Below are 25,367 nucleotides of genomic sequence, written 5' to 3' on the forward strand. Positions count from 1 at the left end.
GCGCAGTAGCTGACTGGATTGAACATCGCTTTTTAAGCATGTTCAACCCTAGTCATCCTTGCCGGGGCAGGACGACGAAATCAAATAGATTTCTGTCCTGCTCCCACTTTGAAAGGGTTCTGTGTTAAAATCACATTAATACCATTTGGAAAGAGGATATTGTAATGATTTATGAAACGGCTTCTGCTAAAATCAATTTAACATTAGATACTTTATATAAAAGAGATGATGGTTATCATGAAGTTGAGATGATTATGACCACGATTGATTTGAATGATCGCCTATCGTTTGAGAAGAGAAATGATCAACGTATTGTTCTAAATGTAGATGAGACTTTTATTCCGTCTGATGAGCGTAATCTGGCTTATCGTGCGGCGCTTTTAATGATGGAGGCTTATCAGTTAAAGCAAGGTGTCACGATTACATTAGAAAAAAATATTCCTGTTGCTGCTGGTCTCGCTGGGGGTTCAAGTGATGCGGCAGCGACGATGCGTGGTATGAATCGTTTGTTTGAACTCAATCGCCCGCTCGATGAATTAAGTGCACTTTCAGCAGAGATAGGGTCAGATATTCCGTTTTGTGTTTATGGTACAACGGCGATTTGTCGAGGTAGAGGGGAAATATTGGAACAGTTACCAAAACCGCCTTCGACATGGGTGATTGTAGCGAAACCGCAAGCGGGTCTGTCTACACCTGAAATATATGGTGGATTAGATTTAAATCAGCCTTTTCCTGTTCATACAACGCAATGTTTACAAGCATTGGAAAACAACGATTATCAAATGATGTGTGAAAGTCTTTCTAATCGTTTGGAGCCTGTGTCAATGGCGCTACAACCTGAAATTGCAAAAATTAAGTCTAATATGTTGAATAACGGTGCAGATGGCGCGTTAATGAGTGGCAGTGGCCCTACTGTCTATGGTTTTGCACAACGTGAAAGGCAAGCACGTCATATTTACAATGCTGTGAGTGGCTGTTGTAATGACGTATATCTTGTAAGAATGCTTGGTTAAAAAGAGAAAGGATGACAATCGTGCGATATAAAAGAAGTGAACGTATTGTTTACATGACACAATATTTAATAAGCAACCCGAATAAACTTGTACCACTTACTTTTTTCGTTACAAAGTTTGAACAGGCCAAGTCATCGATAAGCGAAGATGTTCAAATTATCAAAGATACTTTGATTAAAGAAGGCTTAGGCACAGTGGAGACGATTTCTGGCGCAAGTGGTGGCGTCAAATATCGACCACAAATGCAAAAAGAAGAAGCAAAAGCTGTCATTGATGAAGTCATCGCCTTGCTACAAGAAAAAGAACGTTTATTACCTGGGGGATATCTTTTTCTATCTGACTTGATGGGAAACCCCGCCTTGCTTAAACGTGTGGGACGCTTGATTGCAACAATATATATGCATGAAGAGTTAGATGCGATTGTGACAATTGCAACGAAAGGGATTTCTCTCGCAAATGCAGTGGCGAATGTACTCAATTTACCTGTCGTGGTGATTCGCAAAGATAATAAAGTGACAGAGGGATCAACAGTTTCAATTAACTACGTTTCAGGATCAACGCGAAAAATCGAAACAATGGTATTATCTAAGCGTACTTTGAAGGAACATTCGAATGTTTTAATCGTTGATGATTTCATGCGTGCTGGTGGATCCATTAACGGTGTGATGAATTTAATGAATGAGTTTAAAGCACATGTAAAAGGGGTATCAGTACTTGTAGAATCCAAAGAAGTCAAACAACGACTGATTGAAGATTATACTTCCTTAGTACGTTTATCTGATGTTGACGAATATAATCAAGAATTTAAAGTCGAATCAGGTAACAGTCTAGCTAAATTTTAAAGACAAAAGGAGCGTTCAATCATTTGGAAATCATTAACACGAGTAAAGCGCCTAATGCAGTTGGACCATACTCACATGCTTCGGTTGCCAACGGACTTGTTTTCACATCTGGTCAAATTCCACTTACTTTAAATGGTGGAATTGTAAGTGATTGTGTACAAAAGCAAACAGAACAAGTCATAGAAAATCTTAAAGTTGTACTTGAAGCAGCTGGGTCAGATCTAAATCACGTTGTTAAAGCTTTAATCTTCTTATCGGATATGGAAAACTTTCAAAAAGTGAATGAAGTGTATGAAAAATACTTTGACACACACCGCCCTGCAAGAAGCGCGGTGGAAGTTGCACGATTACCGAAGGATGTTAAAGTAGAGATTGAACTGATTGCTGAGGTTAAAGCTATATAATCATGAAAGTTACGGTGAAGACTTCTTTAATTACACAGCAATAAATATACTTAATTACTATGGGGGGCTCACTACATGAAAGTGACAGATGTCAGACTTAGAAAAATCCAAACAGATGGCAGAATGAAAGCCTTAGTCTCTATTACTTTAGACGAATCATTTGTGATTCATGATTTACGCGTAATAGAAGGTAATACAGGCTTGTTCGTTGCGATGCCAAGTAAACGTACACCAGATGGTGAATTCCGAGATATCGCGCATCCAATCAACTCGGAAATGCGTCAAGAAATTCAGGATGCAGTAATGAAAGTATATGACGAAACTGATGAAGTGTTACCATCTCATAATCATGAGGATAATCACACATCAGAAGACACAAACGAAGAAGTTGAATAGGTATTTGCGATTTAAGGTTTTGTCATCTAAAAAGGGTGATGAAACCTTTTTGTATGTAAAAAGTGAGTGAAAGGCATTGGACCATTGTGCAGGCTACGAAGAAGCGGGGACAACATTTTAATAGTTGTAAAGCGGCACTTAATCGCTTAAAATCATACAAGTGTTAAAGATGAGCTTACGATTTTTAGCGTGAGCATATTGCGATAGCCATGATATTTCAGTTGTGAAAGCACAAGGTTTTTATGATGTGCCAAAGGTTTTATTCGTTTACGCCTTGAAAGTGTACACGCCCTTAAATTATAATTATATAGAAGTGTAAAAGATACTGGAGGGTTCATTGCCATGCAAAAACATGCAGTCGTTTTGGCGGCGGGTAAAGGCACAAGGATGAAATCTAAGCAATATAAAGTATTACATCGTGTTGCTGGAAAACCAATGATTCGTCATGTAATTGATCAAGTGCGCGAATCAGGTGTTGACAATGTGGTGACTATTGTAGGACACGGTGCAGAAAGTGTAAAAGAAACATTAGGGGACGCGTCTTTGTATAGCTTTCAAGAAGAACAACTGGGAACAGCGCATGCCGTTAAACAAGCGGCAGAGCATTTAGCATCAAAGGAAGGCACAACACTTGTTGTTTGTGGTGACACACCGCTAATTACAAGCGCATCGTTGTCTCAATTACTAGCACATCATGATCAAGAAGGTGCACAAGCGACAGTATTATCTGCGATTGCCGCGCATCCTTTTGGATATGGCCGCATCGTTCGAGATGAAACAGGCCAACTGACTGAAATCGTCGAAGAAAAAGATGCTGACGCACAACAAAAAAAGATTCAAGAAATTAGTTCTGGAATTTTCGCATTTAATAATCAAACATTGTTTCAGTTGTTAGAGCAAGTTGATAATCATAATGCACAAGGCGAATATTATTTACCTCAAGTTTTAAGTTTAGTGCTTCAGAACGAAGGTAAAGTTGCAGTCTACCGTACAGATGACTTCGACGAAATTATGGGTGTCAATGACCGTGTGGCACTAAGTCGAGCAGAAAAAGCTTACCGTCAACGACGTAATGAATATCACATGCGCAATGGTGTGACATTGATTGATCCAGACACAACCTACATTGGTGCAGAAGTTGAAATTGGCGAAGATACAGTGATAGAGCCGGGTGTTAAGTTATCTGGCAACACACGTATTGGTAGAGATGTCACAATTGGACAATATTCAGAAATACACAACAGCCAAATCCATGAGGGCGTGACGATTAAACAATCTGTCATCTCAGACGCTATTGTTGGCGAAAAATCAAAAGTAGGTCCATTTGCACAATTAAGACCAGGTTCAGAACTTGGCAAAGAAACAAAAGTGGGTAATTTTGTTGAAATTAAAAAAGCTCGTCTTGATGACGGTGCTAAAGTATCGCACTTAAGTTACATAGGAGACGCAGAAATTGGCGCACGCACGAACGTGGGCTGTGGTTCAATTACAGTTAACTATGATGGTGCCAACAAATTTAAAACAATAATTGGTAAAGACGCATTCATCGGTTGTAACACAAATCTTATTGCACCTGTGACTGTTGGCGATGGTTCATTAATCGCTGCAGGGTCAACAATCACTGATGATGTACCGAACGAGAGTCTCGCACTCGCACGTTCAAGACAGGTGACAAAAAAGGGATATATGAATAAATAAATGTAATGAATTAAGCAAGAAATAGAAACAAGTATGTTGTAATCAATTGAAATGACTATAATAAAATTGGAGGATTCATAATAATGTTAAACACCGAGTATAAAAATTCGTCTTTGAAAATTTTCTCACTGAAAGGTAATGAACCACTTGCAAAAGAAGTTGCAGATCATGTAGGTGTTGAATTAGGTAAATGTACGGTCAAACGTTTTAGTGATGGTGAAATCCAAATTAATATTGAAGAAAGTATTCGAGGTTGTGATGTTTTCATTATTCAACCTACATCAAATCCAGTCAATGTACATTTAATGGAGCTGCTTATTATGATTGACGCATGTAAGCGTGCTTCTGCAGCAAATATTTCAATTGTTGTCCCTTATTATGGCTATGCGCGCCAAGACCGTAAAGCGCGTAGTCGTGAGCCAATTACTGCGAAATTAGTTGCGGATTTATTTGAAACTGCTGGTGCAGATCGAATGATTGCATTGGACTTACACGCACCTCAAATTCAAGGCTTTTTTGATATTCCTATTGACCACTTAATGGGCGTTCCGATTTTGGCAGAATATTTCTTGAATAATAAAGAAATTAATCCAGAAAATTGTGTTGTTGTTTCACCGGACCACGGAGGGGTAACACGCGCACGTAAACTTGCAGACTTCCTTAAAACACCAATTGCTATTATTGATAAACGTCGTCCAAAACCGAATGTAGCTGAAGTTATGAACATCGTAGGTGAGATCGAAGGGCGTACAGCGATTATCATTGATGACATTATTGACACAGCAGGTACAATCACACTTGCTGCTCAAGCATTGAGAGATAAAGGTGCAACAGAAGTGTATGCTTGTTGTACACATCCAGTATTGTCAGGACCTGCGAAAGAGCGTATCGAGAACTCATCGATTAAAGAATTAGTGGTGACAAATTCAATTCAGCTTAAAGAGGAGCAAAAACCAAATAATATTACAGAATTATCTGTTGCTGAATTACTTGCACAAGCCATCGTACGTGTGTATGAACGTGAATCAGTCAGCGTATTATTTGACTAAAGCATTGACGAAACTGCAAATTTTGTGTAAAATATTTCTGTTCGTGCCCATACGGACAAATACACACTTGCAAGCAATAAAAGTTGATGGGCAAGTGCTGCACAGATGTGTGCAATGAAAGGTGGAAAATGAATATGGCTTCATTAAAGTCTGTTATTCGTCAAGGTAAACAAACACGCGGTGATTTACGTAAAATCCGTGAAGCAGGGAAAGTACCTGCAGTTGTATATGGTTACGGTACTAAAAACGTTTCAGTTAAAGTTGATGAAATTGAATTTATCAAATTGATTCGTGAAGTAGGACGTAACGGTGTTATTGAACTTGGTGTAGGTTCAAAACAAATCAAAGTAATGGTTTCAGATTATCAATTTGATCCACTTAAAAACCAAATTACACATATTGACTTCTTAGCAATCAATATGACTGAAGCACGTACAGTAGAAGTACCTGTACACTTAATTGGTGAAGCGCCAGGAGCTAAAGAAGGCGGCGTAGTGGAACAACCATTATTCAACTTAGAAATTACTGCAACACCAGACAACATTCCTGAATACATTGAAGTAGACATTAGCGAATTAAACATCAATGATACTTTATCAGTAGCAGATGTTAAAATTTCTGGTGACTTCACTATCGAAAACGATGGAGAAGAAGCACTTGTATCAGTTGTTGCACCAACTGAAGAACCAACTGAAGAAGAAATCGAAGCAATGGAAGGCGAATCTACAACAGAAGAACCAGAAGTTGTTGGTGAATCTTCTGAAGAAGAAAAAGAAGACTAATATCTATCAACTTAGTCGTATTATAAAAAGAGCTGAAACTGTTATAGTTTTCAGCTCTTTTTATAATGGGTAAAACAAAATGCAGAATTTGTCGCATACGATGATACGAGAGAAAAGTGAAAAAGATGTGGTGGATGCTTTTAGTATAAAAGTGGCGTTGTGGTGATTTTGTGTTAAAATGTAAAAATAATAATATAATCACATTAAGTTATTTTTTTATAGGATTTAAATCTTTAAAAGTAAAATTCATAATATTCAGTGATTCTAACTTTTGTAGTCTCGCATTCAAATAGATCGTGCGACCGTATATATCGCAATTTAGCAAGTGTATTCTTAAATATGTTAATATATAGAAATAATGAAGAAGGGGCGTTTATTCAAATGAAGCGCATCAAGATCAATTTGGAGGTAAATGATGAAGTGTATCGTTGGTTTAGGTAATATAGGAAAAAATTATGAGCATACAAGACATAATATAGGTTTCGAAGTCATCGACCACTTACTCGAGCGACATCAAATCCAACTCGATAAGCAAAAATTTCGTGGTGCTTATACAATTGAACGAATTAACGGTCAAAAAGTAATGCTGATCGAACCTTTAACATTAATGAATTTATCTGGAGAAGCCGTAGCCCCATTGATGGATTATTATGACGTTCAAATCGACGAATTATTAGTGTTATATGATGATTTAGATTTAGCACAAGGTAAAGTACGTTTAAGACAAAAAGGAAGTGCTGGGGGCCATAATGGGATGAGATCAATCATTCAGATGCTCGGAACAAGTGACTTTAAACGTATCCGTATAGGAATTGGACGACCTTCAGGCAGAACGCCGATTCGCGATTACGTGTTGCAAAAGTTTTCAAACGCTGAAATGCAAGTGATGGATCCTGTTATTGCGCATGTTGCAGATGCTGTGGAAGCATTTATTAGCGATGAAAAATTCGAAAATGTAATGAATCAATATAATGGTGAGGCCAAGTGAAATCAATCATTAATGAAATTATAAATAGAGATACAAGATTTAAAGATTTGTCCGAGCAAGTCGGACATGCCAATTTATTAGTCACAGGATTAACGCCTGCAGCAAAAGCGTCTATCATAGCTGAACTTTACCAATCAGACCATCGCCAACTTTTATTAGTGACAAATAATTTATATCAAGCGGATAAATTAGAAGCGGATTTCCTTCAATCTGTACCAGATGACGAAATTTATAAGTATCCCGTGCAAGATATTATGATTGAAGAATTTTCTACGCAAAGTCCAGATTTAATGAGTGAGCGTGTTCGAACACTTACGGCACTTGCGAATGAACGTCGCGGACTTTACATTGTTCCTTTAAATGGTCTGAAAAAGTTATTAACGCCAAAAGCACTATGGCAAGAACATCAACTCTCATTGGAAGTTGGTAACGATATTGATGTTGATCTATTTCTAGATAAACTTGTAAACATGGGCTATCGCCGTGAAACAGTCGTTTCAAATATTGGAGAATTTTCAGTACGCGGTGGCATTATTGATATTTATCCATTGCTAGGTGAACCGTTGCGTATCGAATTATTTGATACAGAGGTGGATTCAATCCGTCAATTTGATGTCGAATCTCAACGCTCTTCTGAAAATGTGGAAATAGCAGAGATCACGACAGCGCATGATTATATTATGACGGATGCGGTTCGTCAAAGAATGATGGAAGGCTTAAAACAAGCTTATGAAACGACACGCCCTAAAATAGAGAAGTCTGTGCGTCAAGATTTAAAAGATACGTATGAGCGTTTTAATCTTTTAGAAGATACGCATTTTGATCCACAAATATTACGTCGTCTTATCGCTTGGATGTATGAAACACCGACAACCATCTTAGATTATTTCAAAGACAACGCGATTGTTTTAGTAGATGAGTATAATCGTGTGAGAGAAACGGAAGAAACGTTGACTACTGAGACAGAAGCATTTCTTCAAAATTTAATCGAAAGTGGTAAAGGCTTTATAGGTCAACGCTTTATGGAAGATGACACTTTTGATCGTATGCTCCGTCAATTTAAAATTACTTTCTTTACACTGTTTACTGCCTCAATGCCTATGAAATTAGACCATATCGTCAAGTTCTCATGTAAGCCTGTACAACAATTTTATGGCCAATACGATATCATGGCTTCAGAATTTCAACGCTACATGAAACAAGGTGACCGTATGGTGGTCATGGTCGAAACAGAAACAAAAAAAGAAAGAATTCATGCAATGTTGAGTGAAATGCATGTGCCTACACTACTTGAACCTGAAGATGATGCTATGGAGCCCGGTCATGCTGCGATTATTCAAGGCAGTCTATCCGAAGGCTTTGAATTGCCTTACATGTCCATGGTAGTCGTGACTGAAAGAGAATTATTTAAATCGAAGCAAAAAAAGACGTCTAAAAAACGTCGTAAAACGATGAGTAATGCTGAAAAAATCAAGTCATACCAAGAATTGAACGTTGGCGATTATGTTGTCCATGTTCATCACGGTGTAGGACGTTACTTAGGTGTTGAAACGTTAGAAGTTGGAGAAGTCCACCGTGACTATATTAAGATACAGTACCAAGGCACAGATCAACTGTACGTACCTGTTGATCAAATGGAACAAGTGCAAAAATATGTTGGTTCTGAAGATAAAACGCCGAAACTATATAAATTAGGCGGTAGTGAATGGAAGAAAACGAAAGCTAAAGTTCAAAGTAGTGTCGAAGATATTGCCGACGAATTAATTGACTTATATAAAGAGCGTGAGCAATCTGTAGGGTATGCTTTTGGGCCGGATACAGAGGAACAACATGCTTTTGAAATGGACTTCCCATATGATTTAACGGATGACCAAGCGAAATCGATTTTAGAGATTAAAGAAGATATGGAAAGTCAGCGCCCTATGGATCGACTTCTCTGTGGAGATGTCGGCTATGGTAAAACTGAGGTCGCCGTGCGCGCAGCGTTTAAAGCGGTCATGTCAGGTAAGCAAGTTGCATTTTTAGTGCCAACCACTATACTCGCGCAACAACATTATGAGACATTAATCGAACGTATGCGAGATTTTCCAGTCGAAATTCACTTAATGAGCCGTTTTAGAACACCTAAAGAAATTCGTGAAACAAAAGAAGGCTTAAAGTCCGGTTTTGTTGATATTGTAGTAGGCACGCATAAACTTTTAGGAAAAGCTGTGGAATACAAAAATTTAGGATTGTTGATTGTCGATGAAGAACAACGTTTTGGTGTACGTCATAAGGAAAAAATCAAGACATTGAAAGCGAATGTCGACGTATTAACTTTAACAGCGACCCCTATACCAAGAACATTGCACATGAGTATGTTAGGTGTGCGTGATTTATCTGTAATAGAGACACCGCCGGAAAATCGTTTTCCAGTTCAAACTTATGTATTAGAGCAAAATACGAACTTTATTAAAGAAGCACTCGAGCGAGAGTTATCGCGTGGGGGCCAAGTGTTCTATTTGTATAACCGTGTCCAATCTATTTATGAAAAACGTGAGCAATTACAAATGTTAATGCCAGATGCATCTATTGGTGTGGCACACGGACAGTTACCTGAACGCGATTTAGAAGAGACAATGCTCGATTTTATTAATGGTGAATATGATATTTTAGTTACGACCACGATTATTGAAACCGGCGTAGATGTCCCTAATGCCAACACATTGATTATTGAAGATGCTGACCGTTTTGGTTTAAGTCAATTGTATCAATTACGTGGTCGCGTGGGTCGTTCGAGTCGAATTGGCTATGCCTACTTCCTCCATGCGACAAATAAAGTGTTGAATGAAACGGCTGAGGATAGATTACAAGCTATAAAAGAGTTCACAGAGCTAGGCAGTGGCTTTAAAATTGCGATGCGTGATTTAAACATACGAGGTGCTGGAAACTTATTAGGTAAGCAACAACATGGATTTATTGATTCTGTTGGTTTTGATCTTTATTCACAAATGTTAGAAGAAGCGGTGAATGAAAAACGAGGTATCAAAGAAGAAACAGTAGCACCTGAAATTGAGATGAACTTACGTTTAGACGCTTATTTGCCTGCCGAATATATTCGTAATGAGCAAGCTAAAATAGAAATTTATAAAAAATTACGTGCGACTGAAACGATAGAACAACTCATGGATATTAAAGATGAATTGTTAGATCGCTTCAACGATTATCCGAGTGAAGTTGAACAATTGCTCGATTCCGTTGAAATTAAAGTTCATTTACTGCACGTAGGTGTGCAAACGGTAAAAGATACCGGAAAAACCATTGAAATTTTATTAACACAAAAAGGCACAAACGATATTGATGGTGAAGCGTTGTTTAAAAATACAATTGCGTTAGGACGAAGTATGAAAGTCGGCGTACAAGAAGGTTGCATGAAAGTGACGCTGACAAAAAGTAATCAATGGTTAGAGTCATTGAAGTTTTTGTCTAAGACACTCGAAGAAAGTTTGAGAATACCAGATGAAGTCTAAAACAGCGTTCAATGGCGTCGTCGTTTTAACGCTTGCACTTATCATCGTTAAGGTATTAAGCGCTCTTTATCGTGTGCCTTATCAAAATATACTCGGTGATGAAGGATTATATGCGTATCAACAAATTTATCCGATAGTCGCATTGGGCGTTGTGTTATCTAGCAATGCGTTACCAAGCGCATATACCCAGCTCGTTGGGGATACACATGAGACGCAATCGGTTTTAAAACGATTATTATGGTCATTGACAGCAATAGGATTCCTTATATTTATTGTGCTGTTTATAGGTGCAAAAAGCATTGCAAGCTTGATGGGCGACGTTCATTTGACACCGATGATTCATGCAGCAAGCTTGAGTTTTATCGCCATAGGAGCCTTAGGTTTATTGCGTGGCCATTTTCAAGCAAAACGAGATATGCACATGCCGGCATACTCACAAGTTTTAGAACAAAGTATCCGGGTGGGAATCATTGGTGTTGTTATCCTGCTATTCGTCAAACAAGATTTATCAATTTATCAAGCAGGAACTTGGGCCATTATCGCTTCTGCTTTTGGCTTTTTGGGCGCAACGATCTTTCTTTGGCGCAAGCATGATGTGCCACATAGTAATAACGAAATGCCATCATTGCCGTGGCGTAAATTTATTGTTGCAACCGTTATTTTTGCAATCAGTCATTTAATCGTCATTTTATGGCAAGTGGTAGATAGTTTTACCATCGTGAACATGTTGCGTTATGGCTCGGGTTTGCCCTTTAAAGAGGCGATTACTGAAAAAGGTATTTATGATAGAGGTGCCTCATTTATTCAAATGGGCTTGATTGTCACAACGACATTTTGCTTTGTCTTGATTCCGCTATTAACAGAAACGAAAAAAAGAGGTCAATTGCAACAAATGCACAGTTATGCGAATGCGTCGCTTAAAATTACTATTGTGATAAGTAGTGCCTGTAGCATTGGGCTCATCAATCTTCTTCCTGTACTCAATCACGTCTTTTTTGCAAGTCAAGACTTAACGTTAACACTATCTATATACATGTTGACTGTTATTTGGGTTTCATTAATTATGATGTATATCGCCTTATTAGAAGTACAAGAGCAGTTTCGCATCATTTTGATAGGTTTTCTAATGGGCATTACTACAAAATTAATATTTAATTTAATCACAATTCCACTTGTGGGTATTATCGGAGCAAGTATTGCAACGGTCGCATCTTTAATCATTTTTGTATTCTATTTACATGTATATGTAGTTAAACAATACCATTTAAACGCGTTAAGAAAGTTTTATTTCAACTTGGCTTTGGCTTTATTGGTAATGACAGCTAGTGTACAATTGTGTCAATATCTCATTCCTACATCTACACGTTTAGGCGGATTGCTCGAATTGCTTATTTTGGCTAGTGTAGGCGTTGGCAGTGTGATTTTAATGCTGTTATATCTTAATATTTTAAGTAGCGATGAATGGGTACATTTACCATTTGGTGATAAAATGATTGAATGGAAGAAAGGAAGAAAATCATGACACATCAACTTACAATTATAGGACTGGGTAATTACGGCTTAGATGAATTGCCTGTCAGCATTTACAGATTAATTCAGCAACAGCCTAAAATTTATGTTCGTACTCAACATCATCCAGTGGTTCAGCAGCTCAAAGAAATCGAATTTGAAAGTTTTGATCACATTTATGAGCAGTATGATTCTTTTGAACCTGTATATCAAGCGATTGTGGATGAACTTTTACAACGTGCCCAACAGTCTGATATTGTTTACGCTGTGCCGGGACACCCACGCGTAGCAGAAACGACGACACAACTGCTAATTGAACGTGCACATGAAAAGGACGTTGAGGTTCAAGTTTTAGGTGGGCGGAGTTTTATAGATGATATATTTGAAGCGGTTCAAACGGACCCTAATGACGGTTTTACGTTGTTAGATGCGACAAGTTTAAATGCAGACATGTTGAACCCTCGAACAGCAACTATCATCACGCAAGTCTACAGTGCAATGGTGGCAGGTCATTTGAAACTATTGCTTATGGAACGCTATCCAGATGATTTTGAGGTCATGGTCGTTGATGGTGCGCGTCAGTCTGGCGCTCAAGTTACACGTTGTCCAATATATGAACTGGATCATGAGATAGAATATACTAATTTAACGAGCGTATTTATACCTAAAGCGAATGACGAAAAAGTGTTATACCAAGATTTTAACTATGCTGATCAAGTCATTGCACGACTTGTGGACGACGAAACTGGATGTCCATGGGATAAAGTACAAACGCATCAAACGCTTAAACGCTACTTGCTTGAAGAGACATTCGAGTTATTTGAGGCCATAGATAACGAAGATGATTGGCATATGATTGAAGAATTAGGTGACATCTTATTACAAGTGTTGTTACACGCCAATATAGGTCGCAAAGAAGGTTATATGGATACACGTGAAGTTGTAGAAAGCTTGACTGAAAAAATGATTCGACGTCATCCGCATATTTTTGAAAATGATCAAGCTCAAGATGTAGATGATGTTAAAACCATTTGGCAAAAGCAAAAAGCAGCTGAAGGTAAAACGCCACGCGTAAAATTCGAGAAAGTATTTGCGACGCATTTTCTAAAATTGTATGATGAAGTCAAAAACAGAGATTTTTCAGAAGAAGAATTAACAGCCTATTTAGAAGAACGAGGAGGGTCACATTGAGACTAGACAAATATTTAAAAGTATCACGTCTTATTAAGAGACGTACACTGGCTAAAGAATTATGCGATCAAGGTCGTGTCGCTGTAAATGGAACAACGGCAAAAGCAGGCACGGATGTTAAATTAGATGACGTGCTCGTGATTCAATTTGGACAAAAAGTTGTGACAGTTAAAGTAACAGGATTGAGTGAACATGCCACAAAAGAGAATGCAAAAGGCATGTTTGAATTGGTCAAAGAAGAACGCATTCAGTAAAGGGTAAACAAAGAAAGGTGACGCCGCATGAATCAAAAAGTTCAAAATATCGGCAATCAATATACTTCTAAAAAAAACGCAAAGAAAAAACGACATGAACGCCGTAAAAAAGTAGTGAAAAAGCGTATTGCTGTTTTTGGAGGCGTACTTTTAGTCATTATTATCCTGCTTTTAATCATGGTTGCGTTTCAAATTAAAGGGAACCATGATGCCTCTGTTGAACGCCAAGCCAAAGAGGAGAAATATCAAAAGTTACAAGATAAAGAGATTGAACTTAAAGAACAACTCAATAATTTAAATGATGAGGCGTATGTTGAAAAAATTGCGCGAGATGAATATTATTTAAGTAATGACGGCGAGATCATCTTTAAGTTGCCTAACGACAAAGACAAGCAAGAGAAACAATCGAAAAAAGAGTAAAAGCAGTTTATAATTAAATTGCATAATATGTAAAATTCGTAAAGAAAAATGTCGATATTCAAATAGTCATTGTGAAAATAGATAAACAAAAGTATAATAGAACTAAATATCGAACAAAATCGGGAGGATGCATTAAAACAATGTCAATCGAAGTAGGAAGTAAGGTAAAAGGTAAAGTCACTGGTATCAAAAAATTTGGTGCATTTGTGGAGTTGCCTGAAGGTAAAAGTGGGTTAGTTCATATTAGTGAAGTAGCAGACAACTATGTAGAAAATGTTGAAGACCATTTGTCAGTTGGTGATGAAGTAGAAGTGAAAGTGCTGTCTATAGCAGAAGACGGTAAAATAAGCTTATCGATTAAAAAAGCAAAAGATCGCCCACGTAAACAAAGACCGGCGCAAAAACCGGAAGACTTTGAGAAAAAGCTATCTAACTTTTTAAAAGATAGTGAAGATAAACTTACTTCTATTAAGCGTCAAACGGAATCAAGACGTGGTGGCAGAGGCTCACGTCGTTAAGCATTGATAATGACTTAGAGGTTGAGAAACGAAGGGTAACTTTGAATCTCAGCCTCTATTTTAATGTAGGAGTGTTTTGAACTATGCAACAAAATTGGAAAGCGACAGATCACCTCGTACTTGCAGTATCAACTGGAATCGATAGTATGGTGTTGTTACATCAATTATTGCATCAATATGCGTCGACATATAGACAATTGACTTGTTTGCATGTCCATCATGGTTTGCGAGAGGCATCTCATCAAGAAGCGCTGTTCATTAAATATTATTGCGATATGCATAACGTCCCTCTTTATATTAAACAATTGGACTTATCACAAGCAGTTTCAGAAGGTAGAAGTATTCAAAATGATGCAAGAGAAATGCGTTATCAATGGTTTGATGATATGATGAATGCGTTGAGCGCGGACTGTTTATTAACTGCGCATCATCAAGATGATCAAGTTGAAACAATATTTTACAGAATTTTTACCGGCAGAAGCACACGGAGCCCATTAGGCATGGCAGATAGCGAACGAAGAAATGACTATCGTCTACTAAAACCTCTGCTTGAAACAACTAAAGCACAAATCCGTTCATATCAACAAACATATAATGTCCCTTACTTTGAAGACGAATCCAATGCAACTGAAAATTACATACGTAATATGATTCGACATCGTTTGTTGCCTTCAATTCAAGAAAGCCCGCAGCTACAAACGCAGCATTTATTAAAGTTAAAATCATTTCATGATGAAGCGCAACTGTTAATGAGAAACGAAGCACAATCGTTTATTGAAAATCATGTAACAAAACAAGATAATGGTGTTGTTTTGCCTAGAAAAACATTTAATCTGTGCACGTCACATGTTAAAATGTTAATCTTGGATCAATTGTTACAAGAATTTGATGACATCGTCACTATTAGTGAAAAAGCATACTTTGATTGGTTTGATAAACTAGAAAGTGACGTTGCACAAACGCCATTAATGCATACGCATCAATGGCACGCAGATGTTGTGTACGATCAATTAATGATAATGAAACCGGGGCTGTACAGTGCAGATTCGCAACCATTGCAAGTCGACCAAGAGGGAACTTACCATTTTGGTTTCTATCGCATCAAAATAGAGGACTTTCATGAGATGAACATGGAAAGTATCACGATTCGTTCGCGTCATGAAGGTGATTATGTGACCTTAGATTCAAAGCATCATAAAAAAGTATCGCGTTTAATGATTGATGCAAAGGTGCCTACGCAATTAAGGGAACAAATGCCAATTGTTGAAACATTAAATGGTGATATTTTAGCAGTGGGTACGTTGTATGTTCGCAAGCAGTATGAAAAATTTATAAAGATACAATTTCTGGGAGATGACAAAGATGAAAAATGATTTGAAAGAAATATTGCTGACTGAAGATGATATTCAAGCAATATGTGAAACACTTGGCCGTAAAATTACGGAAGATTATAAAGGTAAAGATTTATTTTGTGTCGGTATCTTAAAGGGATCTGTTTTATTTATGACAGATTTGATTAAACGCATTGACGTGCCCCTCGCAATAGACTTTATGGATGTTTCGAGTTATCATGGCGGTACAGAATCTACTGGCGAAGTTCAAATACTTAAAGATTTAGGTTCATCTATTGAAAATAAAGATGTTTTAATCATCGAAGACATCCTTGAAACAGGTACGACCTTGAAATCAATTACAGAATTATTAGCTTCTCGTCGAGTTAAATCATTAGAAATCGTGACATTATTAGATAAGCCTAATCGTCGAAAAGCAGAGATTGAAGCCAAATATGTTGGTAAAAAAATTCCTGATGAATTTGTCGTAGGTTACGGCTTAGATTATCAAGAAAAATATCGTAATTTACCTTATATTGGTACGCTTAAACAAGAAGTTTATGCAAAATAAATAATTTTAAAAATCATATGGCGTGTCAGTTGATGAAAGTCAATTACTAGCCATTTGTCAATCAATTATGGTAAAATTTTTATTAGTTTTATATTTGAAGTAGGAGGAAACGACGCATGCAGAAAGCTTTTCGTAATGTGCTGTTTGTAGCAATTATCGGCGTTGTTATTTTTGGGTTGTTTTCGTGGATTAATGGTAACGGAAATGTACCTAAAGAATTAACTTATAACCAATTTATACAAAAATTAGATAAAGGTGAATTGAAAACATTAGAAATTCAACCTGAGCATAACGTATATAAAGTAAGTGGTAAGTTAAAGAACAATGACGATTATGCATCGACAATTCTGTTCAATAATGATAAAGAATTGGACAAAATCACTGAAACAGCTAAAGAACAAAAAGGATTAGATTTTACAGTTAAAGAAGAAGAAGGACAGAGTGTATTTGTAAGCATCATTTCTACATTAATTCCAGTCTTAGTCATTGCCTTGCTCTTTATCTTCTTCCTTAGTCAAGCACAAGGCGGCGGTGGTGGTGGCCGCATGATGAACTTTGGTAAATCCAAAGCCAAAATGTATGATAGCCAAAAAGGAAGAGTACGCTTCTCAGACGTTGCAGGTGCAGATGAAGAAAAACAAGAGCTCATCGAAATTGTAGATTTCTTAAAAGATAATAAGAAATTTAAACAAATGGGTTCACGTATCCCTAAAGGGGTCTTATTAGTAGGACCACCGGGTACAGGTAAAACATTACTTGCGCGTGCTGTCGCTGGCGAAGCAGGTGTGCCGTTCTTCTCGATTAGTGGTTCGGACTTTGTTGAAATGTTTGTCGGTGTCGGTGCAAGCCGTGTACGTGATCTATTCGAAAATGCGAAGAAAAATGCGCCGTGTATCATTTTTATAGATGAAATTGACGCAGTCGGTCGCCAACGTGGTGCGGGTGTCGGTGGTGGACACGATGAACGTGAACAAACATTAAACCAATTACTTGTTGAAATGGATGGTTTTGGTGAAAATGAAGGCATCATTATGATTGCTGCAACGAACCGACCAGACATTTTAGACCCGGCATTATTACGTCCAGGTCGATTTGACCGTCAAATCCAAGTGGGTCGTCCTGATGTGACAGGTCGTGAAGCGATATTACATGTTCACGCTAAAAACAAACCACTTGATGAAACAGTAGATCTTAAAGCGATTGCGCAACGTACACCAGGTTTTTCTGGTGCTGACTTAGAAAACCTATTAAACGAAGCATCGCTTATTGCTGCACGAAGCGGCAAAAAGAAAATCGATATGCGTGACATCGAAGAAGCAACAGACCGTGTTATTGCAGGTCCTGCTAAAAAATCTCGCGTAATTTCTGATAAAGAAAGAAATATTGTAGCCCATCACGAAGCCGGGCATACGATTATCGGTATGGTATTAGACGAAGCGGAAATTGTACACAAAGTTACAATCGTTCCGCGTGGTCAAGCCGGCGGTTATGCGATGATGTTACCAAAACAAGACCGTTTCTTAATGACTGAACCAGAGTTATTAGATAAAATTTGTGGCCTGTTAGGTGGACGTGTCGCTGAAGACATTATCTTTAACGAAGTTTCTACAGGTGCATCTAATGACTTTGAACGTGCAACACAAATCGCACGTGAAATGGTGACACAGTATGGTATGAGTAAAAAACTTGGACCGCTACAATTTAAACACGGCGGTGGACAAGTGTTCTTAGGTAAAGATATGTCTGGTGAACCTGAATATTCAGGACAAATTGCATTTGAGATTGATAAAGAAGTTCAACGTATCATTAAAGAACAATATGAACGTTGTAAGCAAATTCTTTTAGAACATGAATCTCAACTTAAACTTATTGCTAAAACATTATTAACTGAAGAAACATTGGTTGCTGAACAAATTCAATCATTGTTCCATGAAGGACATTTACCTGTAGTGAATTATGATGACGCACAAGTGATCAATCACTCAGAAAATAAAGATTTTGACGAAGGTAAATATGGCAAGTCTTACGATGATATTCGCCGTGAACAACAGTCGTTAACACAACACCCAAGTGAACGCCGTCATGACGAATCATCAAATGAAGAGAAGCAAGATAACGATCAAAAAGATCAATCTTCTCATCAAGAAGACGAGGACAAAGATGCAACAGGTTACGAACAAGAACCTAAAATCGATCGTCCAGGCGATAATGAGCCGCGTCAATAAAAGATAGAATGGACTTTTCTTTAAAGTGAAAACTTTTTAGAAAAGTCCGTTTTACTTATGAAGTATCGTGTACTAATGATAGTGAAAAGTGATATAGATGTGTTTTGAGTCATTTTAGTTGTGTCCCTAACCACATGCGCGTATGATAATTCGCAGTAGTTATTGTATACAATACATTGATATATATAGGTGTGACTGAAATGTCGTTGCACATCAACTTAAGTGCTATTAAAAATAGCGAATTTAGTGTTGATAAGATTTTGAATCTGTTAAAAATGATATTTGTATCAAGAAGCTTTAAAAACATTGTAGAAGGATTGAAGGAGTGGTATAGAAAGATGACACAAGATTATTTAGTAAAGGCATTAGCATTCGGCGGGGAAATTCGAGCGTATAGTGCGAATACGACAAATACAATTCAAGAAGCACAAACACGCCATTATACTTGGCCAACAGCTTCAGCTGCATTAGGTCGTACAATGACTGCAACAGTGATGATGGGGGCAATGTTGAAGGGAGAACAAAAATTAACAGTAACTGTTGACGGTGATGGCCCAATCGGTAAAATTATTGCAGATGCTAATGCAAAAGGTAAAGTCCGTGGTTATGTATCACAACCGCAAACGCATTTTCCATTGAATCCACAAGGCAAACTCGATGTTCGTCGTGCTGTAGGAACTAGCGGTGCGATCAACGTAGTTAAAGATGTGGGTATGCGTGATTATTATACAGGTAGTAGTCCGATTGTATCTGGAGAACTTGGCGAAGATTTCACTTATTACTTTGCCAACAGTGAACAAGTCCCATCATCAGTGGGTGTCGGTGTGCTTGTAAACCCAGACAATTCTATTAAAGCGGCGGGCGGTTTCATTATTCAAGTGATGCCGGGTGCTCAAGAAGAAACGATTGATCGCTTAGAAGCGGCTATTAATAGCATGAAGCCTGTTTCAAAATTAATTGACGAAGGACTGACACCTGAAGAAATGTTACAAACCATACTTGGCGAAGATAATGTGACATTTTTAGAGACAGTTCCTGTTGATTTTGAATGTCAATGTGGACATGATAAATTTTTAAATGCAATTAAAGGTTTAGGAGAAGCAGAAATTGAGAATATGATAAAGGTAGATCATGGTGCAGAAGCAGAATGTCATTTTTGTAGAACACGTTATCACTATACCGAAGAAGAACTTAAAGCATTATTAGTTGAAATGTCTTCTTAAATTTTTAATCGTTGAAGGGGCTTTCGTTTTTCCGAAGAAAAGATGCGTATTTCAGGGAATAATTGATATTAGTGCTTTTGCAAAGGTCTAAATAGTGGTAAACTAAAGATATCCGATTCAAAAACTATGTATTTAACGAAATATAATTTTGATAAAGCGAGGTATCAACTTATGGTCAGAAAACCTGTAGAGAATATAACTGAAATTATTGGACAAACACCTGTTGTAAAATTGCGTCATCAAGCAGGTGAAGATGCAGCTGATATTTATGTGAAATTAGAATATCAAAATCCAGGCGGCTCTGTAAAAGACCGTATTGCATTAGCGATGATTGAACAAGCTGAAAAAGAAGGAAAAATTAAGCCAGGCGATACAATTGTCGAGCCTACTTCAGGAAACACAGGAATTGGTTTGGCATTCGTATGTGCGGCAAAAGGATATAAAGCAGTATTTACAATGCCAGAAACAATGAGTCATGAGCGACGTAACTTATTAAAAGCATACGGTGCAGAATTAGTCTTAACACCAGGCGCTGAAGCAATGAAAGGCGCAATTAAAAAAGCAAAAGAACTTAAAGAAGAACATGGTTATTTCGAACCACAACAATTCGAAAACCCTGCCAATCCGAAAGTACATGAATTAACCACTGGACCTGAGCTAGTTGAACAATTCGAAGGTAAAACAATTGATGCATTTTTAGCTGGTGTAGGAACTGGCGGTACGTTATCAGGTGCTGGTAAAGTGTTAAAAGAGAAATATCCAGACATCCAAATTGTTGCGATTGAGCCAGAAGCTTCTCCAGTACTTAGTGGCGGAGAACCAGGACCACATAAATTACAAGGTTTAGGTGCAGGATTTATTCCAGGTACATTGAATACAGATATATACGATGAAGTCATTAAAGTGGGTAACGAAGTGGCGATGGAAACGTCACGTCGTGTAGCTAAAGAAGAAGGTATCCTAGGTGGTATTTCTTCAGGTGCTGCCATTTATGCTGCGATTCAAAAAGCAAAAGAATTAGGTAAAGGTAAAACAGTTGTGACTGTATTACCAAGTAATGGTGAACGTTACTTATCTACACCACTTTACAATTTTGAATAAAAGCTGGCAAAAGAGATTGAAGCGTCCAATAACGATGCTTCAATCTCTTTTTTTATGCTTAACAAGTGGCATGTGGAAACGAGACGCTGTGCTGCCATGCATATTTGATAAGTCAAACCATCGTTCTAGTTTTCTTTGTTGAGACGAGGCAGCATAATCAACGTGATATTAATGTGGCTATGAACGAATCAAGAGGGTTTGTTTGAAAAATTTGCTATAATAAATTTGTTCAAAAAAGAATTTTTCGTACAATGAGCTATCTCAAACAGAAAGGAAGGATTCCTATGCAGCAAACTCAAATTATGGGTATATTGAATGTCACACCAGATTCTTTTTCTGATGGTGGTCAGTTTAGCGAAGTCGATAAAGCAGTCGAACATGCCAAACAGATGGTTCAAGAAGGTGCGCATATCATTGATGTAGGGGGTGTTTCGACCCGACCCGGCCATGAAAATGTAAGCATAGAAGAGGAAATGAAACGCGTAATTCCTGTAGTCAGTGCACTGAAAGGTATCGATGCAGACATCTCTGTTGATACTTTTCGAAGCGAAGTGGCTGAAGCGGCCTTGAAAGAAGGCGCAACAATCATTAATGATCAATGGGCAGGTATTTACGATGAACGCATGTTTAAAGTGGTGGCGCAATATCAGGCGAGCATCATTTTAATGCATAACGGTGATGGTACACGTGATGTTCCTGTCATGGATGAAATGCTTGTAACACTATTAAAGCAAGCGAATAAAGCCGTATTGGCAGGAATTCCAAAATCAAAAATTTGGTTAGATCCAGGAATTGGTTTTGCTAAAACAAGAGAAGAAGAACGTGAAGTTATGGCCCGTTTAGATGAATTAGTGGCTACAGGATATAAAGTACTGCTGGCTACAAGTCGTAAACGCTTTGTTAAATTACTGCTTGGCAATGATAATAAAGTGGATGAACGCGATGAAGGTACAGCCGCTACAACTGCTTATGGTATTATGAAAGGGGTTCACGGTGTACGTGTGCACAACGTTTTGATGAATGCGCGACTTGCTAAAGCGATGGACGGATTGAAAGGATATGAACATGACAGATAAAATATTTTTAGAAGGTTTAAACTTTTATGCTTATCATGGTGCACTATCAGCGGAAAACGAAATAGGACAAATTTTCACAGTAGATATAGAAATGAAAGTTGATTTGCAAGAAGCAGGACAATCTGATCAAGTAGAAGACACCGTTCATTACGGCGAAGTCTATGAAGATGTTAAAGCAATCATGGAAGGTTCTCCTTCTAATTTGCTAGAACATCTTGCGGAACGTATTGCATTACGTATAAATTCACACTATAATCGTGTAATGGAAACAAAAGTTAGAATTACAAAAAAGAATCCACCTATCCCAGGTCATTATGAAGGCGTTGGTGTGGAAATAGTAAGGGTGAGCCATCATGGTTGATGCATATTTAGGATTAGGAAGTAATATAGGTGACCGTGAAAATCAATTAAAAGAAGCGATCCGCCTATTACGTGAAAATGAAGCCATCGAAATCATCGCGATTTCACCTATTTATGAAACGAAGCCAGTAGGATATACAGAGCAACCTGATTTTTTAAACTTATGTTTGCATATTAAAACGGAACTTTCAGCCCAAGCGTTGCTAAAAGTTGCCTTAAATACAGAGGCGGAATTACATCGCGTGCGTAAAATACGATGGGGACCTCGCACAATAGATATCGATATTTTATTATATGGAGATGAAGTCATCGAAGAGACTGATTTGATTGTTCCTCATCCACGTATGACTGAACGCGCATTTGTGATGATTCCATTAAATGATATTGCAGCCAACGTCATTGAACCACGATCAGGTCAAATGATTCAAAATATCGTGCAACAAGATGAAACAGTGGTAAAATATAAAAGTTAACTTGTTTCGATACTTGATGAGGATTGAACTTGAAACATTAATGAATCTTTGGATGAGACATCGTAACGATCATTATTGAGAAACAGGTGAATTCATCGATGAATCGTATATCGATGGGAAATTGATCGTGCATGATTCTGCTTACATCGTTGAGAGGATTTAAAAAGCGAAAAGTTGGCGTAATGGATTGCGAAAACTTGACTTTTAGCATTTAAAGGGATTACAGGAAATGGTCAAGTGTATAAAGCTTTAAACCAAAATAGAAGCACAAAAGGCGGAAGTGTGAATACAATTCCGTGATGAGATGCTTGGAAAACAATAAACAATAGAAGTATAAGCAGTGAAAAGGAGAGGTAAGAATGACAGAAGAAATGAATGACCAAATGCAGGTCCGCCGTCAAAAATTACAAGAGTTACGGGACTTAGGAATTGACCCGTTTGGTGAAAAGTTTGATCGTACGGGAGATGCTAAAACACTAAAAGCGCAATGGGATCAATATTCTAAAGAAGAACTTGTAGAAAAAGAATCAGAAAGTCATACCGTAATTGCAGGTCGTATTATGACAAAACGAGGCAAAGGTAAAGCCGGTTTTGCACATGTTCAAGATTTAACAGGACAAATTCAAATCTATGTGCGTAAAGACCAAGTTGGAGATGAACAATTTGATCTTTGGAAAAGTGCAGATTTAGGAGATATTGTCGGCATTGAAGGTGTGATGTTCAAAACAAACACAGGCGAAGTTTCAGTAAAAGCGAAGTCATTCAAACTTCTATCAAAAGCATTACGTCCGTTACCGGATAAACACCATGGTTTACAAGACATAGAGCAACGTTATCGCCAACGCTACCTCGACTTAATAACAAATGAAGAGAGCACGAAAACGTTTATTAATCGCAGCCGCATCCTTCAAGAAATGCGCAATTATCTAAATGATAAAGGCTTTTTAGAAGTTGAAACACCAATGATGCATCAAATTGCGGGTGGGGCTGCTGCACGTCCATTTGTTACACATCATAACGCTTTAGATGCGACACTCTATATGCGTATAGCGATTGAATTACACCTTAAACGCTTGATTGTTGGTGGATTGGAAAAAGTTTACGAAATTGGACGCGTTTTCCGTAATGAAGGTGTATCTACACGTCATAACCCTGAGTTTACAATGATTGAATTATATGAAGCTTACGCTGACTATAAAGACATTATGGCTTTAACTGAAGAATTGGTGGCTCATGTTGCACGTAAAGTTTTAGGAACAACAACAGTACAATATGGCGATTACACAATTGAGTTAGAGCCAAAATGGCGTCGTCTTCATATGGTTGATGCTGTAAAAGAAGCTACTGGCGTAGACTTTTATGCAGTGAAATCAGATGAAGAGGCACATCAACTTGCTCAAGAACATGGTATCGAAGTTGATAAAAATATGAAGTATGGTCATATCCTTAATGAGTTTTTCGAACAAAAAGTTGAAGAAACTTTAATTCAACCGACGTTTATTTATGGTCACCCAATTGAAATTTCGCCATTAGCGAAGAAAAATCCGGAAGATCCAAGATTCACAGATCGTTTCGAGCTCTTCATTGTAGGTCGTGAGCATGCGAATGCTTTCACAGAGCTTAATGACCCAATCGATCAACGCGAGCGTTTTGAAGCGCAACTTGTTGAAAAAGAACAAGGTAACGATGAAGCACATGAAATGGATGAAGATTTCATTGAAGCGTTGGAATACGGAATGCCACCAACAGGCGGATTAGGTATCGGTATCGACCGTCTTGTGATGTTATTGACAAACTCACCATCGATTAGAGACGTTTTATTATTCCCTTACATGCGTCAAAAATAAATTGAAGCAGCATAAATGAAGTGCGGTTAGACGTTTTAATCAGTGTGTACGCTTAGTGCATCTTTAATATGAAATAATATTGGTAAGGGTGAGGCAAGGAAGTTAATTTGACTTCTGCCTCACTCTATTTTTATAGTGTTGTTCCTTTTTAAGTCAGAAAGTTTTTTGATATAGGCTGCGCTAGAATGTTTTATTGAAGCGGTTATCGATACAAAGCAAATGGCTTTAAAAGGGCTATATCAAAGGTTTTTATCTCAATAAAAGTTGGAGATGAAAAAAATATAAAAAAGTTACGAAAAAATGTTGACTTTATTGCAAGAATTGATTAATATATAAAAGTCGTCAAATTCAGTGACAAACTTGTTTAAACTGTTTGTAAAAAACTTAAACAAAGTGTAAAATTAACTATTGAAAAGTATTTACAAAAATTGTATTATAATAAGGTAGCCAAAACGAGCTACTTAATAAAAAAATTATTGTCTGGTGACAATGGCAAAGAGGTCACACCTGTTCCCATGCCGAACACAGAAGTTAAGCTCTTTAGCGCCGATGGTAGTCGGACTGACGTTCCGCGAGAGTAGGACGTT

23 protein-coding genes and 1 rRNA gene are annotated in these 25,367 nt (G+C 37.7%); all 24 read left to right on the forward strand.

Translation table 11 applies throughout. The annotated features are described in order from the left end of the window. Nucleotides 1-164 precede the first annotated feature (164 nt). Nucleotides 165-1,013, forward strand: coding sequence for a 4-(cytidine 5'-diphospho)-2-C-methyl-D-erythritol kinase (gene ispE / locus CD118_RS08385; protein WP_050346093.1), 849 nt, complete (start codon nucleotides 165-167; stop codon nucleotides 1,011-1,013). A 20-nt stretch (nucleotides 1,014-1,033) separates the two neighbouring features. After that, the gene (gene purR, locus CD118_RS08390; protein ID WP_060830536.1) at nucleotides 1,034-1,855 is read left to right on the forward strand and encodes a pur operon repressor; all 822 of its coding nucleotides are present in this window, start codon (nucleotides 1,034-1,036) and stop codon (nucleotides 1,853-1,855) included. A gap of 23 nt (nucleotides 1,856-1,878) precedes the next feature. Continuing rightward, nucleotides 1,879-2,259: a RidA family protein gene (locus CD118_RS08395; RefSeq protein ID WP_050346092.1), complete on the forward strand. Its 381-nt coding sequence runs from the start codon at nucleotides 1,879-1,881 to the stop codon at nucleotides 2,257-2,259. A gap of 75 nt (nucleotides 2,260-2,334) precedes the next feature. Continuing rightward, complete coding sequence (gene spoVG, locus CD118_RS08400; RefSeq protein ID WP_050346091.1) at nucleotides 2,335-2,655, forward strand: septation regulator SpoVG; 321 nt, start codon at nucleotides 2,335-2,337, stop codon at nucleotides 2,653-2,655. 342 nt (nucleotides 2,656-2,997) lie between these two features. Then, entirely contained in the window at nucleotides 2,998-4,353 is a 1,356-nt protein-coding gene (glmU, locus tag CD118_RS08405) for a bifunctional UDP-N-acetylglucosamine diphosphorylase/glucosamine-1-phosphate N-acetyltransferase GlmU (RefSeq protein WP_060830387.1), read from the forward strand. Nucleotides 4,354-4,436: 83 nt separating this feature from the next. Next, nucleotides 4,437-5,402, forward strand: coding sequence for a ribose-phosphate diphosphokinase (locus CD118_RS08410; protein WP_060830386.1), 966 nt, complete (start codon nucleotides 4,437-4,439; stop codon nucleotides 5,400-5,402). 134 nt (nucleotides 5,403-5,536) lie between these two features. Beyond that, nucleotides 5,537-6,184: a 50S ribosomal protein L25/general stress protein Ctc gene (locus CD118_RS08415; protein ID WP_060830385.1), complete on the forward strand. Its 648-nt coding sequence runs from the start codon at nucleotides 5,537-5,539 to the stop codon at nucleotides 6,182-6,184. A gap of 415 nt (nucleotides 6,185-6,599) precedes the next feature. Next, nucleotides 6,600-7,172 (forward strand): aminoacyl-tRNA hydrolase, encoded by a 573-nt coding sequence (gene pth, locus CD118_RS08420; RefSeq protein WP_060830384.1) that lies wholly within the window; start codon nucleotides 6,600-6,602, stop codon nucleotides 7,170-7,172. 5 nt (nucleotides 7,173-7,177) lie between these two features. Next, nucleotides 7,178-10,681: a transcription-repair coupling factor gene (mfd, locus tag CD118_RS08425; protein ID WP_425353204.1), complete on the forward strand. Its 3,504-nt coding sequence runs from the start codon at nucleotides 7,178-7,180 to the stop codon at nucleotides 10,679-10,681. Next, nucleotides 10,671-12,203: a polysaccharide biosynthesis protein gene (locus CD118_RS08430; RefSeq protein ID WP_060830382.1), complete on the forward strand. Its 1,533-nt coding sequence runs from the start codon at nucleotides 10,671-10,673 to the stop codon at nucleotides 12,201-12,203. Before mfd ends, CD118_RS08430 begins: the two co-directional genes overlap by 11 nt. Continuing rightward, nucleotides 12,200-13,381: a MazG nucleotide pyrophosphohydrolase domain-containing protein gene (locus tag CD118_RS08435; protein ID WP_060830381.1), complete on the forward strand. Its 1,182-nt coding sequence runs from the start codon at nucleotides 12,200-12,202 to the stop codon at nucleotides 13,379-13,381. Before CD118_RS08430 ends, CD118_RS08435 begins: the two co-directional genes overlap by 4 nt. Further along, a complete protein-coding gene (locus CD118_RS08440) occupies nucleotides 13,378-13,635 on the forward strand; it encodes an RNA-binding S4 domain-containing protein (protein WP_016426506.1) in 258 nt (85 codons plus the stop codon). The genes CD118_RS08435 and CD118_RS08440 overlap by 4 nt, the downstream gene beginning before the upstream one ends. Before the next feature lie 27 nt (nucleotides 13,636-13,662). Next, nucleotides 13,663-14,055 carry an FtsB family cell division protein gene (locus tag CD118_RS08445; RefSeq protein ID WP_016426505.1) on the forward strand — a complete coding sequence of 131 codons (393 nt, stop codon included), beginning with the start codon at nucleotides 13,663-13,665 and terminating at the stop codon, nucleotides 14,053-14,055. 140 nt (nucleotides 14,056-14,195) lie between these two features. Beyond that, the gene (locus CD118_RS08450; RefSeq protein WP_016426504.1) at nucleotides 14,196-14,573 is read left to right on the forward strand and encodes a S1 domain-containing RNA-binding protein; all 378 of its coding nucleotides are present in this window, start codon (nucleotides 14,196-14,198) and stop codon (nucleotides 14,571-14,573) included. Nucleotides 14,574-14,656: 83 nt separating this feature from the next. Further along, nucleotides 14,657-15,946, forward strand: coding sequence for a tRNA lysidine(34) synthetase TilS (gene tilS, locus CD118_RS08455; RefSeq protein WP_060830380.1), 1,290 nt, complete (start codon nucleotides 14,657-14,659; stop codon nucleotides 15,944-15,946). After that, nucleotides 15,936-16,475: a hypoxanthine phosphoribosyltransferase gene (hpt, locus tag CD118_RS08460; RefSeq protein ID WP_060830379.1), complete on the forward strand. Its 540-nt coding sequence runs from the start codon at nucleotides 15,936-15,938 to the stop codon at nucleotides 16,473-16,475. The genes tilS and hpt overlap by 11 nt, the downstream gene beginning before the upstream one ends. Before the next feature lie 116 nt (nucleotides 16,476-16,591). Next, on the forward strand, nucleotides 16,592-18,700 hold the full coding sequence (gene ftsH, locus CD118_RS08465) for an ATP-dependent zinc metalloprotease FtsH (RefSeq protein ID WP_050346084.1): 2,109 nt from the start codon (nucleotides 16,592-16,594) through the stop codon (nucleotides 18,698-18,700). Between the two features lie 338 nt (nucleotides 18,701-19,038). Next, nucleotides 19,039-19,923: an Hsp33 family molecular chaperone HslO gene (gene hslO / locus CD118_RS08470; RefSeq protein ID WP_103356562.1), complete on the forward strand. Its 885-nt coding sequence runs from the start codon at nucleotides 19,039-19,041 to the stop codon at nucleotides 19,921-19,923. Nucleotides 19,924-20,094: 171 nt separating this feature from the next. Beyond that, entirely contained in the window at nucleotides 20,095-21,024 is a 930-nt protein-coding gene (cysK, locus tag CD118_RS08475) for a cysteine synthase A (protein ID WP_016426499.1), read from the forward strand. Nucleotides 21,025-21,308: 284 nt separating this feature from the next. Further along, entirely contained in the window at nucleotides 21,309-22,100 is a 792-nt protein-coding gene (gene folP, locus CD118_RS08480) for a dihydropteroate synthase (RefSeq protein WP_050331782.1), read from the forward strand. Beyond that, on the forward strand, nucleotides 22,090-22,461 hold the full coding sequence (gene folB / locus CD118_RS08485) for a dihydroneopterin aldolase (protein ID WP_050331781.1): 372 nt from the start codon (nucleotides 22,090-22,092) through the stop codon (nucleotides 22,459-22,461). The genes folP and folB overlap by 11 nt, the downstream gene beginning before the upstream one ends. Continuing rightward, entirely contained in the window at nucleotides 22,454-22,933 is a 480-nt protein-coding gene (gene folK, locus CD118_RS08490; RefSeq protein WP_060830378.1) for a 2-amino-4-hydroxy-6-hydroxymethyldihydropteridine diphosphokinase, read from the forward strand. Before folB ends, folK begins: the two co-directional genes overlap by 8 nt. Before the next feature lie 359 nt (nucleotides 22,934-23,292). Further along, nucleotides 23,293-24,780: a lysine--tRNA ligase gene (gene lysS / locus CD118_RS08495; protein ID WP_060830377.1), complete on the forward strand. Its 1,488-nt coding sequence runs from the start codon at nucleotides 23,293-23,295 to the stop codon at nucleotides 24,778-24,780. Nucleotides 24,781-25,259: 479 nt separating this feature from the next. Then, a 5S ribosomal RNA gene (rrf, locus tag CD118_RS08500) occupies nucleotides 25,260-25,367 on the forward strand; the annotation flags it as partial.

Origin of the sequence: Staphylococcus coagulans, from assembly GCF_002901995.1 — a bacterium.
Taxonomy (GTDB): Bacteria; Bacillota; Bacilli; order Staphylococcales; family Staphylococcaceae; genus Staphylococcus; species Staphylococcus coagulans.